Source organism: Enterobacter sp. Crenshaw, from assembly GCF_024734705.1.
GTDB lineage: Bacteria > Pseudomonadota > Gammaproteobacteria > Enterobacterales > Enterobacteriaceae > Enterobacter > Enterobacter asburiae_B.
Map to the genome: position 1 here is coordinate 2,346,906 of NZ_CP102932.1, position 15,234 is coordinate 2,362,139.

Here is a 15,234-nt window from a genome sequence, read left to right on the forward strand (position 1 = left end):
CTTATGCTAATTAATCTCTTATTCCATTTGCTATGAGGTTAATTACAGGCATGATCGCTACACCATCTGCATAGAACAGATCCGAATTAGTGAATGAATAAACCTTACCTGTGATTTTTATATTTACCGTGTTCCCATAAGCAGAAGCTGTAACATTGCTTGTATTGGCTTCAAGGAACGGCGAGCGTTCTTTAAGGGCCTTCATAATGTTCCCGCTGCTGTCTTTATCTAAATAGAAGCGGTAAACATCCGACACCGTAGCTCCTCCGTCATCATACTTTGTTATGTACAGTGTGACGGTATCAGATAGTTTCTGTTTGCTGACAAAGCTATCGTGAGGAGGTGCATTAAAATAATATTGATATGTCAGAAACCCGCAAACAATGATCAATAAAATCGTTGTGAGTAAATAATGAAGCCGTTTAATAACCGTGTTTCTTTGCATATTCAATCCCTTGACTTATCCAAAACTGATCGTGAGGATCATCCCCATATGGCGGTTTTTGATACCAGTGCCCCCATTTCTTTTTGGAGGTTTTAGCTCTTTCCTGCGCCCATCCTGCCCCCATCAATAACGTTTCTGATGGTATCCCGGCAGCATAGCCAGCCGAACCATAATTGAAGTTACCAAAGTTCGCTAACTCAGGGTGTCCCTGCTTGTAATCCCATGGCCCCTTATTTCTTACTTTTTGATAAAACCAAAGATAGGTTGTAGGGATAGCCATATTTCTACTCATACCATGCGCTCTTGCAATCCTCATGTTTGCCAATGCAAGCGCGATTCCTTCTTTTGGTAACAAAGGTATAACAGCCATGTTAACCATTTACTTTAAGTGGGTATTGGGTCGCTTATCGTACACTTTTGCGATAATAAAAAAATATCTGTTTCCAGAGAAAAGACGGAAAAAGCATCGTTCTAAGGTATTTAACACATTAAAAATCTAAGAAATTTAGTCTGGGCAGACTGCGCCTTGCGGCGCAGCGCGTTCGTTTACTCCAGCGCCAGCAGCGCAAAGCTCGCCAGCCAGTGCCCGCCGCTGTAGTGGCTGCCGACAACATGCTCAACGCTTGCCGACAGGTGTTTCGTCACCGCCTCGCGCAGCGGCTGCTGCGCCGGATGGTTTGCGGGAAGCGCTTTAGCAATGTGCTTCATGCACCAGGCCCGGCTGAGGTTTAACCCGTCGAGATGGGCAATTTTCGGGTCGGTACGATCGCTCACTTCCGCCGGGTTCATCAGCGCCGCAATGGTGCCCACCTCCGGGAGAAATGCGTCAAACCAGGCCGGGAAGTCTTTCTGCACCTTGCTCATCAGCAGCGCTTCCGTCAGCGCGCCGGAAATATACTCATCACCGCCGGGCTCGTAGTGGGCCGGATAGCGCGTGTCGGCGAGATAAAACCGCTCAGCCGCCGTGACAATCGCCTGCTCAAGCGCGCTATCCTCCACGGCTCGCGCGTAATCGAGCGCCAGCGCGAGGGCAAACGCCGTGTTGTAGTGCGTCCCGACGCGGATCGGATAGGTGAGCTTGCTGAGGTAATCCACCAGGCGGTTACGAATATCCTGGGTTAACGGCTCAAGCGTCCGGTACCAGCCTTCGGCCTGCGGCAGCGACGACTGCTTTAGCTCCTGGGCCAGCGCCAGCAGCCAGCCGTAACCATACGGGCGCTCAAACGAGGCGCGGAACGGCGCGGTGAAATAGGCCAGCTCCTTCGCCACGTTCTCTTCCGTCAGGTGCTCGTCGACAAGCGCGACGATCGCGTCCCGGCTCGGCAGCTCCGGGTAGAGGCGCACGCAGCGCAGCAGCAGCCAGTAGCCGTGCACCGCCGAGTGCCAGTCGAAACAGCCGTAGAAAATGGGGTGCAGTTCGCGCGGCGGCAGAACGTCACCATCATCATTCAGCAGGTGCATGATGTGGTTCGGGTATTCCTGGCGCAAATAGGTCAAAGGCATGCGGGCAAACGCGTCAGCCTGATGTTGCGTTAATTCCATAACAGCTCCTTAGCGAAACACGAGGAAATACATGAGGAACACGTTCACCACCAGCAGGGTTAACGCGGTCGGGATCTGGATCTTGATCACCTGATACTTATCTTTCAGCTCCAGCAGCGCGGCGGGAACAATATTGAAATTCGCGGCCATCGGCGTCATCAGCGTGCCGCAGTAGCCCGCGTACATGCCAATCGCCAGCAGCGGCGCCGGGTTGCCGTGATGCACGTTGATCAGAAACGGCAACGCGATCCCCGCGCTCAGCACCGGGAAGGCCGCAAACGCATTCCCCATGATCATGGTAAACAGCGCCATCCCCACGCAGTAAATCACCACCAGCATAAAGCGGTTATCCGGATTAACGAACAGGCTCACCACCTTCTGCACCGAGTCACCGGTATTGGCCGCCACGAACACGCCGCCGAGCATGGCCAGCATCTGCGGCAGGATCACCGCCCAGCCGATGGTGTCGACAAGACGGCGAGACTGGCGAATGGCGTGCAGCGGCGTGCCTTTGGTCAGCCACCATCCGGTGAGGATCGCCGCGACGCAGGCCACGCACAGCGCCGCCAGGGTAAGCTGTTTCTGATCGAGCAGGAACACGCCGCCAACCGACACGCCCTTCAGGAACAGCGTCCCGATAACCGTCACCACCGGGATCATCAGCGCGGGCAGGAATAGCCAGTTTTTAAGGCGGTTTGACGAGGCGAGACGTTCGTCTTCGGTGGACATTTTATAGTGCCCTTTCCCGACAAGACCAAAACCCGCCAGCAGCGCGATAGCGATAACGCCCCCGCCGATTATTCGGTACGCCAGCGATTTCCCCAGCTCCTGCACCATCAGGTCACCGAACAGGAAGATCCCGCCGAATAAAAACCAGAACAGCGCCGTGGTAAAACGCTTCGGATTGGCGCGATCGCGCAGGGTCATCACAACCAGCAGCATCACGACGAAGCCGATCAGGTAGTACACACGGTTAATGGTGATAAGCGACATCATTGCGCGGCCTCCTGCGTGCTCTGCTCTGCACGCCAGGCCATGACGTCGCGACGGATGCTGGCGTCCAGACGCAGCAGGCGCGTCATATGAATAATTAATGCCGCAATGGCCGTTGGGATGGCCCACAGGCCGATATGGAGCGGTTCGATGCCCGCAATACCGTTCTCTTTCAGGAACGCGTCGATCAGCAGCACCGCGCCAAAGGCAATGAAGATATCTTCCCCAAAGAAGACCGCAATGTTGTCACACGCGGCGGCATGGGCTTTGATTTTGTCGCGGATGTGCTGCGGCAGCTCGCCGTATTCGTTTAGCGCCGCCCCTTCGGCCATCGGCGCCAGCAGCGGACGCACCGTCTGGGCATGACCGCCCAGCGACATCAGCCCCAGCGCGGCGGTGCCTTCACGGGCGACAAAATAGAGCATCAGAATACGCGCCGAGGTCGCGCTGGCGATCTTCGCCACCCAGGCCTGGGCGCGCTCCTTGAGCCCGTAATATTCCAGCAGGCCAATCACCGGCAGGATCAGAATGAAGGTCGCCAGCGAGCGGCTATTCACGAACTTTTCGCCAAAGGTCTCCAGCAGCATCCCGAAATCCATACCGACCAGCAGACCCGTCGCCAGCCCCGCCACTACGACCACCAGCAGCGGGTTGAAGCGCAGTGCAAAACCAATAACCACGATCGGTATCCCGATCAGCGGCAACAGCGTAGTACCGTCCATAACGTTTACCCTATCCAAAGTGAGCGTTGCGCGCCGACGGCTATTTTTTTATTTTGCGGCGAGCGATGTTGTGTTTTTCGACAGGTTTCGGAAAACCTGCGCTAAAAAGCTATATCTGAACCTCAAAAACATGTAAACAAATTATCAATAAAATGTTCTTATTTTATCGATGAGTTTACATTTCTGGCTAAGGAACGTTATGACCTCGGAAAAGAGTGCTACACCCCCTCACGACGATATCAACGACGGCCGGATCGTCTCGTCCCGCCACCTGGTGTCCGAGCGCTGCGCGGAACTGTCAGAGCTGGAGTACGCGCTGATCATGACCAGCAACGCGTTCAATAAATGGATGGTGCGCTGCATGACCGCAGCCGGCGAGCCCGATATGGGCGCATTTGACGTCTCGCTGCTGCATCATGTGAACCACCGCGACCGCAAGAAAAAGCTGGCCGATATCTGTTTCGTTCTTAACGTGGAAGATACCCACGTGGTGACCTACGCCCTGAAAAAGCTGGTCAAAGCGGGCTACGTGACGAGCGAGAAAGCGGGCAAAGAGCTCTTTTTCTCGACTACCGAGGAAGGAAAAGCGTTGTGCATGAAGTACCGGGACGTGCGGGAGGCGTGTCTGATCGCAATCCACGCGGAGAGCGGCATTGCCGGGAAGTCGATTGGCGAAACCGCGCAGCTGTTACGCACGATCTCCTCCCTGTATGACACCGCCGCCCGCGCGGCGGCATCACTCTAGGGCTAAGGACGTCTGAAGAGAGCAATACTGCGTCCGGCCAGTTCGTACTCTACGGTTTCGGTGAACGCTGTCCCGGTGGCAGCGTCCTCTGCCGTAGACAGCTCCAGCACCCATCCCCCTTCGCCAAACTGCGGGATCTGGAACGGCACGGTGCCTTCAAACGGGTTGAACAGCATCAGCACGTCGTGCCAGATGCCGTCCTCATGCCTGAGATCAGGCCTGCTGATGGAGACGCCGAGCGTCGAGCCTTCATCCCACTGCTCGGCCTGCTGCGGGCCGCCGCCGGCATTGAACCAGCGGATCTCCAGCCCGTCGCGCCAGCTTTCACGGCGCAGCAGCGGCTGTTGCGCGCGAAGATCAATGAGCCGTCGGGTAAACTCGCGCAGCGCAGCGTCGTTTTCGGTTATCCCGTTCCAGTCGATCCACGAGATCTCGCTGTCCTGGCAGTAGCCGTTGTTATTGCCCTTCTGCGTGCGGCCAAACTCGTCCCCCGCCAGCAGCATCGGCGTGCCGTGGGAAAACAGCAGCGTGGTCAGGAAATTACGCTTCTGCCGTTCGCGGGTAGCAATAATATCCGGGTTCTCCGTCGGCCCTTCTTCGCCATAGTTGTACGAGCGATTATCGTTATGCCCGTCGTTATTGTCCTCGCCGTTGTCGGCGTTGTGCTTCTCGTTGTACGACACCAGGTCATTCAGCGTAAAGCCGTCGTGAGCGGTGATGAAGTTGACGCTGGCCCACGGACGACGCCCGCGCAGATCGTACAGATCCCCGGATCCCAGCAGCCGTGCGGCAAAGTCGTTGGAGACGTTATCGCCCTTCCAGTACTCGCGTACGGTATCGCGGTATTTGTCGTTCCACTCACCCCAGCCCGGCGGGAAACCGCCAACCTGATACCCGCCGGGACCGATGTCCCAGGGTTCACCAATCAGCTTAAGTCTTGATAACACCGGATCCTGAGTCATGGCGTCGAAGAAACCGCCGCGCGGGTCAAACCCTTCAGGCTCGCGGCCCAGTATCGTCCCCAGGTCGAAACGAAAACCGTCAATATGCATCGACTCCGCCCAGTAGCGCAGGGAGTCCATCACCATCTGCAGCACGCGCGGGTGCGAGGTGTTGACCGTATTTCCCGTCCCGGTGTCGTTGATGTAGTACCGGTGCTGGTCCGGCAGGGTGCGGTAATAGCTGTAGTTATCAATCCCCTTAAACGAGAGCGTAGGGCCAAGCTCATTTCCTTCCGCAGTATGGTTGTACACCACGTCCAGAATCACCTCGATGCCCGCATCGTGATACGCGCGCACCATGTCGCGAAAGCCCTGGATCCCCGCCGGGCCGTAGTAGCGCGACGCCGGAGCAAAAAAGCCGAGGGTGTTATAGCCCCAGAAGTTCTTCAGGCCGCGATCGAGCAGATGCTGGTCGTCCGGGAACCAGTGAACCGGCAGAAGCTCCACCGAGGTGATGCCAAGACTCTTGATGTAGTCGACCGAGGCTTTGTGTCCCATCCCCTCAAACGTGCCGCGCAGCTCCTGCGGGATGGCCGGGTTCATCTGGGTAAAGCCCTTCACGTGGCTCTCATAGACGACGGTATGCGGCCAGGGCACGTTTGGCCGGCTGTTGTCCTGCCAGTCAAAGGCGTTCGGGTCGATGACCTTGCACTTCGGCGTGAACGGCGCGCTGTCGCGCGTGTCAAAGCTTAAATCTAACTCGTCATGCCCCAGCTCATAGCCGAAATGGGCATCGTTCCAGTCGATATCGCCCACCAGTTCTCGGGCGTAAGGGTCGATAAGCAGCTTGTGCGGGTTAAAGCGGTGGCCGTTTTCCGGATCGTAAGGGCCGTAGACGCGATAGCCGTACAGCGCGCCGGGCTTCAGGTCCGGCACATAGCCGTGCCAGACCTCATGGGTATATTCCGGCAGCTCCAGCCGGGCGATTTCGTTTTTCCCGGACGGGTCAAACAGACAGAGTTCCACCCGCTCGGCGTGAGCGGAGAACAGCGCGAAGTTGACGCCCTTCCCGTCATAATTCGCCCCCAACTGCTGGCCATGACCGGCCCGAATTTCAAACGTAGTATCCTTTGCCATTTTCGTTCTCCACGATTATTCGCAGGTAAGCAGAACCAGTACACATCCCTTTTCTGACGTTAAATCCAGCGTCTCTTGCAGAATGCGGCTCTCACCGCTGAACAGATCCCGATAGCGTTTCCCCGTCAGCTCCTCGGGTATCGCCACCGTGGTATTGACCCACAGCTGATGATTATCGGTGACATCAAAAACCAGACGCGGCACGGCGACAATCAGCGCCTCCTCGTCCTTAACGCGGGCATAGACAATCAGGTTCTCCTCGCGCTCGCCGGAGACCTTAAGCGGCAGCCAGTCGCCGTAGCGGAAAAGCGCGTCGTAATGTGGACGCAGCCGCAGCAGCGTGGCGGTGACGAACTGCTTAACGCGCCCGTCTCGCCAGCAGGCCGGGTTATCAAACACCGTGGCATCCGCCGCGCTGAGGTTGAGCACCAGCGCGTTGAAGTCCGGCTCCCGTCGGTTATCCGGGTCGACGAGGCTAAAGTTAAGCGCCTCGCTGCCCTGATAGATATCCGGCACGCCGGGAGCCGTCAGCTTGATTACCGTCTGGCTGAGGCTGTTCATCAGCCCGGCGCGGATAAAGGGCTGCATCGCCTCGCTAAAATCCTGCAGGAACAGCGCGTTGTCCGGCGAAAGCAGGTGCCGCGCGTAGCTCAGCACCACGCTCTCATAGCTCTCGTTGCTGTCGATCCAGTCGGTGCGCTGTTTTGCCTCGCGCAGCGCTTTCTCGAGGAAGCCGATGAATCGCGCGTCGAGTGCTTTAAGCCCTTCGGCGTCTTCCGGTGACTGCGTGGCGGGCCAGACGCCCGCCAGCGCCTGATAGATCATCCAGGTATCGGCAGCGTTCGGCGCGGTACCGTCATTGAGAAAACGCACCTGAGTCTGGTTCATCTGTCGCCAGCGGGCCAGATTTTCCCCCCAGCGTTCCGGCGCTTCCGTCAGGGTGTAGAGACGCGCCCGGGCGTCTTCCCCGCGCTTGGTATCGTGCGTGGAGGTGCCCAGCAGCGCGTCGGGCTGTCGGGCGAGACGAATGCGCATCTCCTGGTGGAAGCGGGATAATGAAAACGCGCGCGGCGTCGGGTCGGCGCCCACTTCATTGAGCGCCAGCTCGAGGTTGTGGCGAAAGAACAGCGTGTCTTCAACGGACTTCGCCATCAGCGGCCCGGTAAGCTGCTGGAAGCGGGTTCTGAACAGCGCGGCGGACTCGCGGCAATCTTCCGGAAGGTCGCCGGTAAGAATGCGCACAAGCAGGCTCAGCGCCGCTTCAGACGTCTCCACGCTGGCGACCACGCGGTTAAGCAGCGCCACGTCAGGCGGGGTTAATCCCTCCCGGGTGCCGTAGGTGCGGTAGACCGGAAAGGCGATAAGCAGCTCGCGCAGCGCGTGGCGGATCTCCTCGCGCGGTAGCGCAACCTCATTACGGCCGGCCAGATCGTCAGCAAGGTTAAGCAGCGTGGTGAATTCACCCTCAAAATTGCGATCGGTCATCAGGCCCTTGGCATCGCGCAGTTCCGCGTGGCGATCGACCGTTATCCCCAGCGTTTCGTCGTGGATGGTCTCCAGGCGCGACAGGTTATCGTCGTCGACCAGCACTTCCGCCAGCGAGGCGATAAACTCGTAGCCGGTGGTGCCGGATACCGGCCAGTCGGCGGGGAGCTGTTCTCCCTTCGCGAGGATTTTTTCAACCGTGATGTAGCAGTCGGGCCCGGTTTTCTCCCGCAGGCGCTGCAGATACCCCAGCGGATCGGCCAGGCCGTCGACGTGGTCGATGCGCAGGCCGTCCACCACGCCCGCGTGAACCAGCTCCAGGATCAGCCGGTGCGTATCGTCGAAGACCGCGTCGTCTTCAACCCGGACGCCCACCAGACCGGTGATCTCAAAGAAGCGCCGCCACGAGAGCTGCTTCGGCGCTTCCCGCCAGGACATCAGCCGCCAGCTTTGCGCTTCATGTAGCTCAGCAATACTTTTCTCCTCACTGCACGTGCCTGGGTTGAGCGGATACTCGGCGTCATAGTAAACCAGCGCGGCCTTGTTCGTGACAGGGTCACGTTTAAGGGCGATCGCACCCTTCTCCAGCTCCGCCTCAAAGGTGTCACCGAGGAACGGTAGCGTTAGCGGGCGCGACCCGTCGATATCGAAATAGCGGAAATAGCGGCTCTGCTGGCCGTATTCAATCACGTCCCGCCACCAGGCATTTTCCAGCGAGGTGGACATATGGTTCGGGACAATATCCAGAATCAGCCCCATGCCGGCCTGCTTAAGCGCCGCCGCCATGCGGTCGAAACCGTCTCGTCCGCCGATCGCGGGGTCAATTTCATTCGGGTTGGTCACGTCATAGCCGTGGGTGGAACCCGCTGTGGCGGTAAATACGGGCGATGCGTAGAGATGGCTGATGCCGAGATCTTTCAGGTAAGGCACCAGCGCCGCAACGCGGTCGAAGGTCATGCCATTACGGAACTGAATACGGTACGTGGCGGAAGGGATCATAACGATGCTTCTCCATCAGCAAAGCGAACGACAATACCGTTCGGCGGTAAAACGTCAGCGACTTCCGGCCAGGCAAAGCGCGTCTCACCCGCGAGATCGGGCAGCACGACGGGCTTACTACCGATATTCAGCGCCAGAGAGAGCGTCCCCGACGGGAAATGCCAGCTCACCGCCACCATGCCGGGCGCGGTCTTGATTACTTTGCCCTCAACGGCGCCGCCATGACGCAGAAGCGGAACGATATGGCGATGACGCAGCGTCAGCAGGTGGCGCGTGAAGCGCAGCCACGTTTTGCCTTCGTCGGTGGCAATCTTATTCCAGTCGAGTTTTGAACGGATAAACGTGCTCAGGTCGTTCGGATCCGGGACGGTTTCATTGTGCCCGGCATGGCCGGTAAACTCTTTTGCGCGCCCTTCCCGCACCGCCTTTGCCAGATCGCCGTGAAAATCGGTGAAAAACAGGAACGGGTGCGTTTCACCAAACTCCTCGCCCATAAACAGCAGCGGGATATGGGGGGAAAGCAGCAGCGCGGCAAGCAGCACCCGCGTCTTGTCGGCCCCCGCCAGGGCGATCAGCCGCTCGCCCTGGGCACGATTCCCGGTCTGATCGTGGTTTTGAATAAAATCGACGAAGTACTGCGGCGGCTGCGTCTGGCACTCCACCCCGCGGGATTCGCCGGTTTGCAGCGAAATCTCGCCCTGGTAGACAAAGCCTTCCGCCAGCGCCCGGGCGAACTTTTTCTCCGGCTCAAAGGCAAAATCCTGGTAGTACGCATGCGTCTCGCCGGTGGCAAACACGTGGGCGGCGTTGTGGAAGTCATCATTCCACTCGGCGGTGAACAGCGGCGTGTTGCCCTGTTCATCGCGCGGATGCAGGAAAATCACGTTGCGGCTGTCTTCCGTGGTCAGGTGAACGTGGCGGTGCGGGATCGCCTCGCGGATTTTTGCGGCAATCTCCTCCAGAATGTGCGTCTCCGAGGTGTCTTTAATCTGGTCGATGGCATCAAAGCGCAGGCCGTCCAGACGGTACTCCGTCAGCCAGTAGAGCGGCGCATCGGTAATGTACTGTCTTACCGGCTCGCGTTCGTAAGCGATGCCGTTGCCCCACGGCGTCATCCGCTGTGCATAAAAAAACGCGGGCGACAGCAGCGGCAGATAGTTCCCCTCCGGGCCGAAGTGGTTGAGCACGATATCCAGCACCACGGAGAGTCCCAGCCCGTGCGCGGCGTCGATAAACGCGTGGAAATCCTCCGGCGTACCGTAGGCTGAGTGCGGGGCGTACAGCAGCACGCCGTCATACCCCCAGCCGCGTGTTCCGCCAAACTGAGAGACGGGCATCACTTCAAGCTGGGTAATACCAAGCTCTGCCAGATACGGTAGCTTGTCGATGGCGGCCCGGAAGGTGCCCTCCGGGGTAAACGTGCCGATGTGCAGCTCGTAGATAACCGTGTCTTCCCACGGCCGCCCTGCCCAGTTCTGGTTGAGCGGCTGGTAGCGTTGGGGATCGATAACGATGGAGGGGCCGTTAACGTCGCCTCTTTGCGCGCGCGAGGCGGGATCGGGCACCGTCATGCCGTCCTGCAGAACAAATTGATATTCTGCACCCTGCGTGACGCCGGATACGTCTGCCTGAAACCAGCCGTCGCCAGCTGCCGTCATCGGCACGTCGGCGGCGGCCAGACGTAGCGTAAGTTCTTTCTGTCCTTCTGCCCAGACGCGAAAACGTACAACGTCATCGGAAATAAACTCAGCACCCCACTGCTTTTGAAATGTCCTGAATTCCATTCATTGTCCTCGAATGACCCACATTTTACGCGGAACGAAGTACAAGCTTAGTTCAGGATTAAAAGTGTGTTAGGCCAGCGAATTTAACCGCTTCGTCTATTCTTTATGAAATAACTCACTACCGGGAAGACTATGCAGATTCGAAAAGGACTCAATACCGACCTCGCTCGCCTTGAATGCTGTGACTTTTCTTTCACCATTAGCCACATTGCGCGAGAGCCCTTTATCCACTGCGATTTGCATATCGAAGCCGTCGCCGAGCCCTGGATTAAAACCTACGAGCTCGACATCCAAACCCTTGAAAACCACTGCGTTAATCCGGACGCCATATTTCTTATTGCCGAAACGGATGACGGTGAAATTGCGGGATTTATTACCGCGTCAATCGGCTGGAATAAGTTTATCTCGGTGGATTACATTGCCGTGGAGCGCACGAAACGCAGAACCGGCGCCGCGCAAAAATTAATGGCCGCCGCGCACGTCTGGGCCCGCAGCGTAAACGCGCCGGGATTACGGCTTGAAACACAAAATGTGAACGTCTCTGCCTGTCTGTTTTACCGCAACTACGGGTTTACCCTGGGCGGATACGATCGTTATCTCTACAACGCCTTACCGGAAAAGGACGAAGTCGCCCTGTTCTGGTATTACATGCTGGTCTAACGGCGCGGCCTTCATATTTCTGTCATTGAATTTCATTACGCTTTCGGGATTTTAACCAGGGTGTTGAGGAAAAAAGTGTGAATTCAATGGCTAAGGCATTACTGCTGGCATTACCTGTTTTGAGTGCAACGGCAGCGGCGACGGCCGCCGGGGGCGAGCTGTGTGAACCCAAAGCGTACGAAATGGCGCTGCGCTATCAGCAGAAATCGGCAGAGATCGTGGCTCTTCAGCTGCAGACGTATCGGTTTGCCACCGAGCGTTTCAACGAAAAGTTAAAAGAGCTGAAAACGCCTGAAAATTACGCCGTGGTAATGGACCTGGATGAAACGGTGCTGGATAACACCCCTTTGCTGGTGCGCGACACCGAGCAGTGTCACGACTATACAAAATGGGACACCTGGAGCGACTGGGAAAAACAGGGAAAACCCGGCTTAATTCCGGGCGCGAAGGCGTTTCTTGACCATGTGAATCAAAGCAAGGTCCGTATCTATTATGTTTCGGACCGCATGCAGGAAAATAAAGCCGATACGCTCAGGACGTTAAAAGCTCTGGGACTTCCGCAGGTGTCCGATGAAAGCGTGCTTCTGGACACGGTCAGCAAGGAAGAGCGTCGCCAGAGCATCCTCAAAAAACAGCAGATCGTGATGCTGTTTGGCGACAGCCTGCCGGATTTCGCCGTGCAGTTTAAAAACAAAAAGCCGAGCGAGCAGCAGCGTGAGCTGGTTGAGGCCAGCGCGGAACACTTCGGAAATGACTGGATTGTGCTGCCTAATGCCGCTTATGGCTCCTGGTCCAAAGCCACGCTGGACGGCTGGAACGCGCCGCTGAAAAAATAACGTTTTACGGGCCGGGAAAGGCTTCACCGCCACCCGGCCTCTGCGCTGTGCTATCCACTGCGTTTATAGGTCCTATCATTTCTGGGCAGGTTCTTATAATTTTACGAAGAAGTAAGATGAGCGCTTTCAAAGGAGACTCGTATGCTTACCGTGAAAAAACTTGCTCTTTCTACGCTGATTTCCAGTTCATTGCTTTTCTACCCTGCGCTGCAGGCGTCGGCAGAGACGCCCCAGCACGTCGTTAAACAACCGGCGGGCGGATACAGCGTCCAGGTCGGCGACGTTCTGGTGACCTCGTTTACCGACGGGACCGTCGCGCAGGATCTGCACAAGCTGCTGCGCCGGACAACGCCACAAAAAATCGATGCGCTGCTCGCGAAAAATTTCCAGACCAACCCGCCTGAGGTATCCATTAACGCGTTCCTGATTGCGATGCCCGGACATAAAATTCTGGTGGATACGGGCTCAGGCCAGCTCTTTGGCCCCGGCAACGGCGGACGTCTGATTGAGAGCCTCGCCACCCAGGGGATTAAACCCGAGGACATTACTGAAGTCCTGCTGACCCACGCCCACTCCGATCACGCGGGCGGCCTGGTAAAAGACGGCAAGGTGGTGTTCAGCAACGCGCGCGTTTTCGTTGGCAAACCGGACGTCGACTTTTTCTTTAACGACGAGAATCAGAAAAAAACCGGCTACGGCAAGAACTACTTTGACGTCGCGCAGAAGACCTTAAAACCCTATCTTGACGCCGGTAAAGTGGTGCCGTTTAGCGGCACTTCGGAGATTCTCCCGGGGCTGACCGGCACGGTTCATCCCGGCCATACGCCGGGTTCAGCCTTCTACACGCTGACGAGCAACGGCGAGAAGATCACCTTTGTCGGCGACATCATCCATGCCGCGGCGGTACAGTTCCCGCAGCCTGACGTAACCATTACCTACGATGAAGATCAGAACAAAGCGGCAAGCGTGCGCGAACACGCGTTTGCGGACTTTGTGAAACATAAAGACCTGGTTGCCGCGCCCCATCTGCCGTTCCCGGGTATCGGGTACGTCACCAAAGGCGAAAACGGCGGCTATGCCTGGGTTCCTGTGACCTATACCAACCGGGACGCCGGCAGCGCGAAATAAGATGACGCCCAGCTCTGACATGGACATAGACCTGATCCTGACCCTGGACGCCCTGCTTCAGGACAGGAATATCACCCATGCGGCCGCGCGGCTGGGCATCAGCCAGCCCGCGCTGTCCGCTCGTCTGGCGCGTCTACGAACGCTGTTTGGCGAACCGCTGTTTATTCCCTCCCCACATGGACGTGGGGTGCTACCGACGCCGCGAGCGGAAGCGCTTAAGCCGCAGGTGGAGAGCGTGCTGCGCGGCATCAGCGCGATGTTTTCTCCCACCACGTTTGATGCGCAGACCAGTACCCGGACCTTTGTCATCGCCCTGCACGAAAACCCGGCGCTGATGCTGGGCACCGGGTTGCTTAACCAGGTGGGTACCGAAGCTCCAGGTATTCGCCTGCGCTTCGCCCTGCCACAGATGTCCGAACTGGCGCAGCAGCTGGAAAACGGAGATGTGGATATCTACATCGGCGTAAGCGCGGGCACCCATGACGGCTGGGTGAGGCGCAAACTGCTCGACGATACGTTTGCCACCGCCCAGCGCAAAGGCCATCCGCGCGGGACCGGAGCGTTAGACCTGGAAAGCTACTGCGCGCTTTCTCATCTGGTGGTGTCATCGGCGGGAGATCCGTTTACCGGCTTTGTCGATCAAACCCTGGCCGGGCTGGGCTACCAGCGGCACGTCGCGATGTCCACGCAGAGCTACGCCATGGCGCCTGCGCTTGTTGCCGGTACCGACCTGGTGTGCACCCTGCCGGAACGGATGCTGAAACAGTTTGCCGGCACGCTGGATCTCTTTGCGCCGCCGCTGCCGCTCCAGCCGATTACCATCTACATGTACTGGCACCCGAAAAACAGCCAGGATCCGGCAAATGCCTGGCTGCGCGAGCAGCTGCTGCAGGCCGCCGGGCGTCAGGTATGATCGAGGGTAATCAGGAATTTTTTAAGCACTTCTGAGCGAATAATCCGGTGGCAAACCAGCGTCAGCTCGCTTTCCCGGAGCCGGTCGAGGATGTCCACGTACACCACGTTCTCAACGCTCACCGCCTTTGCCGAGGCGGGCAGCAGCGCCAGCCCAAACCCCGCCGAGACCAGGCTTATCACGGTGGGCACGTCGGTCGCGTTTTGCACCACGTCCGGCTGAAAGCCCGCCCCGCTGCAGGCGTCATAAAAGTACTGTTCCAGCCCCATTCCCTCCGGGTCGCGCAGGGAGATCCATTTTTCGTCCTTCACCGACGAAAGCGTCAGCGCGGAAGATCCCGCCAGCGGATGCTGACGATACAGCGCAAGTACCGTTTTCTCTGACGTGAACGGGCGGCTTTGCAGATCGTCAGGCAGCGACGGCAGCGGCGCCCGGATAATAGCCACATCGAGCTGGTTGCTCTGCACGGCCGCGTAGAGCGTCTGCACGTTTCCCGTCACCAGCGACATGGTAATGGCCGGCCAGCGCGTGTGCATCTGGCGCAGCGCGGCGGGCAGCCTGCCGTCAAACATCGCGCTCGACACGCACCCCAGGTTTAATACCCCCTGCTCGCCCCTTGCCGTTTGCCTGGCGTCCAGAACCGCCTGCTCGGTGAGGGAAATGGCGAGCCTGGCTTTCACCAGAAATGCTTCACCCGCGGGCGTCAGGGTTAAGCGGCGGTTCGCCCGGCTAAAGAGCGTGACGCCTAAACGTTCTTCCAGCGCCTTTATCTGCTGGCTCAGGGCCGGTTGCGCCATGTTCAGACGCTCAGCGGCCCGGTGCATGTGGAGCTCTTCGGCCACGACGATGAAATGGCGCATCTGACGAAACTGCACGGAACGCCTCCTTTTGATATGAATTTACT

The 15,234-nt window shown here is 57.9% G+C and carries 14 protein-coding genes; 5 read left to right on the forward strand and 9 right to left on the reverse strand.

The features are described from left to right. Positions 1–10: 10 nt before the first annotated feature. The 5 genes from NWV12_RS11280 to NWV12_RS11300 form a co-directional block, all read right to left on the reverse strand. Positions 11–445, reverse strand: coding sequence for a hypothetical protein (locus NWV12_RS11280; protein WP_047060899.1), 435 nt, complete (start codon positions 443–445; stop codon positions 11–13). After that, positions 423–815 carry a polymorphic toxin type 44 domain-containing protein gene (locus NWV12_RS11285; protein ID WP_032668456.1) on the reverse strand — a complete coding sequence of 131 codons (393 nt, stop codon included), beginning with the start codon at positions 813–815 and terminating at the stop codon, positions 423–425. The genes NWV12_RS11280 and NWV12_RS11285 overlap by 23 nt, the downstream gene beginning before the upstream one ends. Positions 816–991: 176 nt before the next feature. Beyond that, on the reverse strand, positions 992–1,987 hold the full coding sequence (locus tag NWV12_RS11290) for a DUF2891 domain-containing protein (RefSeq protein ID WP_048981332.1): 996 nt from the start codon (positions 1,985–1,987) through the stop codon (positions 992–994). A gap of 9 nt (positions 1,988–1,996) precedes the next feature. Then, the gene (locus NWV12_RS11295) at positions 1,997–2,983 is read right to left on the reverse strand and encodes a DUF979 domain-containing protein (protein ID WP_048981331.1); all 987 of its coding nucleotides are present in this window, start codon (positions 2,981–2,983) and stop codon (positions 1,997–1,999) included. Further along, positions 2,980–3,702: a DUF969 domain-containing protein gene (locus tag NWV12_RS11300; RefSeq protein ID WP_045356195.1), complete on the reverse strand. Its 723-nt coding sequence runs from the start codon at positions 3,700–3,702 to the stop codon at positions 2,980–2,982. The genes NWV12_RS11295 and NWV12_RS11300 overlap by 4 nt, the downstream gene beginning before the upstream one ends. Before the next feature lie 199 nt (positions 3,703–3,901). Between NWV12_RS11300 and NWV12_RS11305 the strand changes: the two genes are divergently transcribed. Continuing rightward, positions 3,902–4,447 carry a winged helix DNA-binding protein gene (locus NWV12_RS11305; protein WP_039262429.1) on the forward strand — a complete coding sequence of 182 codons (546 nt, stop codon included), beginning with the start codon at positions 3,902–3,904 and terminating at the stop codon, positions 4,445–4,447. A 2-nt stretch (positions 4,448–4,449) separates the two neighbouring features. Here the strand turns inward: NWV12_RS11305 and glgX are convergent, their stop codons facing one another. From glgX to treZ, 3 genes are read right to left on the reverse strand one after another with little or no spacing between them, the layout of a single operon-like run. Then, entirely contained in the window at positions 4,450–6,525 is a 2,076-nt protein-coding gene (gene glgX / locus NWV12_RS11310; protein ID WP_048981330.1) for a glycogen debranching protein GlgX, read from the reverse strand. Between the two features lie 15 nt (positions 6,526–6,540). Further along, the gene (treY, locus tag NWV12_RS11315; protein WP_048981329.1) at positions 6,541–9,009 is read right to left on the reverse strand and encodes a malto-oligosyltrehalose synthase; all 2,469 of its coding nucleotides are present in this window, start codon (positions 9,007–9,009) and stop codon (positions 6,541–6,543) included. Further along, positions 9,006–10,793 (reverse strand): malto-oligosyltrehalose trehalohydrolase, encoded by a 1,788-nt coding sequence (treZ, locus tag NWV12_RS11320; RefSeq protein ID WP_048981328.1) that lies wholly within the window; start codon positions 10,791–10,793, stop codon positions 9,006–9,008. The genes treY and treZ overlap by 4 nt, the downstream gene beginning before the upstream one ends. Positions 10,794–10,925: 132 nt before the next feature. Between treZ and NWV12_RS11325 the strand changes: the two genes are divergently transcribed. From NWV12_RS11325 to NWV12_RS11340, 4 genes are all read left to right on the forward strand, one after another. Beyond that, positions 10,926–11,453, forward strand: coding sequence for a GNAT family N-acetyltransferase (locus NWV12_RS11325; RefSeq protein ID WP_039262423.1), 528 nt, complete (start codon positions 10,926–10,928; stop codon positions 11,451–11,453). A gap of 86 nt (positions 11,454–11,539) precedes the next feature. Next, the gene (locus NWV12_RS11330; protein ID WP_249425913.1) at positions 11,540–12,289 is read left to right on the forward strand and encodes a 5'-nucleotidase, lipoprotein e(P4) family; all 750 of its coding nucleotides are present in this window, start codon (positions 11,540–11,542) and stop codon (positions 12,287–12,289) included. A gap of 141 nt (positions 12,290–12,430) precedes the next feature. Continuing rightward, complete coding sequence (locus NWV12_RS11335; protein WP_048981326.1) at positions 12,431–13,417, forward strand: MBL fold metallo-hydrolase; 987 nt, start codon at positions 12,431–12,433, stop codon at positions 13,415–13,417. Between the two features lies 1 nt (position 13,418). Next, positions 13,419–14,330, forward strand: coding sequence for a LysR family transcriptional regulator (locus tag NWV12_RS11340; protein WP_048981325.1), 912 nt, complete (start codon positions 13,419–13,421; stop codon positions 14,328–14,330). Here the strand turns inward: NWV12_RS11340 and NWV12_RS11345 are convergent. Then, on the reverse strand, positions 14,321–15,205 hold the full coding sequence (locus NWV12_RS11345) for a LysR substrate-binding domain-containing protein (protein ID WP_033145589.1): 885 nt from the start codon (positions 15,203–15,205) through the stop codon (positions 14,321–14,323). The two genes, NWV12_RS11340 and NWV12_RS11345, sit on opposite strands and share 10 nt — an antisense overlap. Positions 15,206–15,234 lie beyond the last annotated feature (29 nt).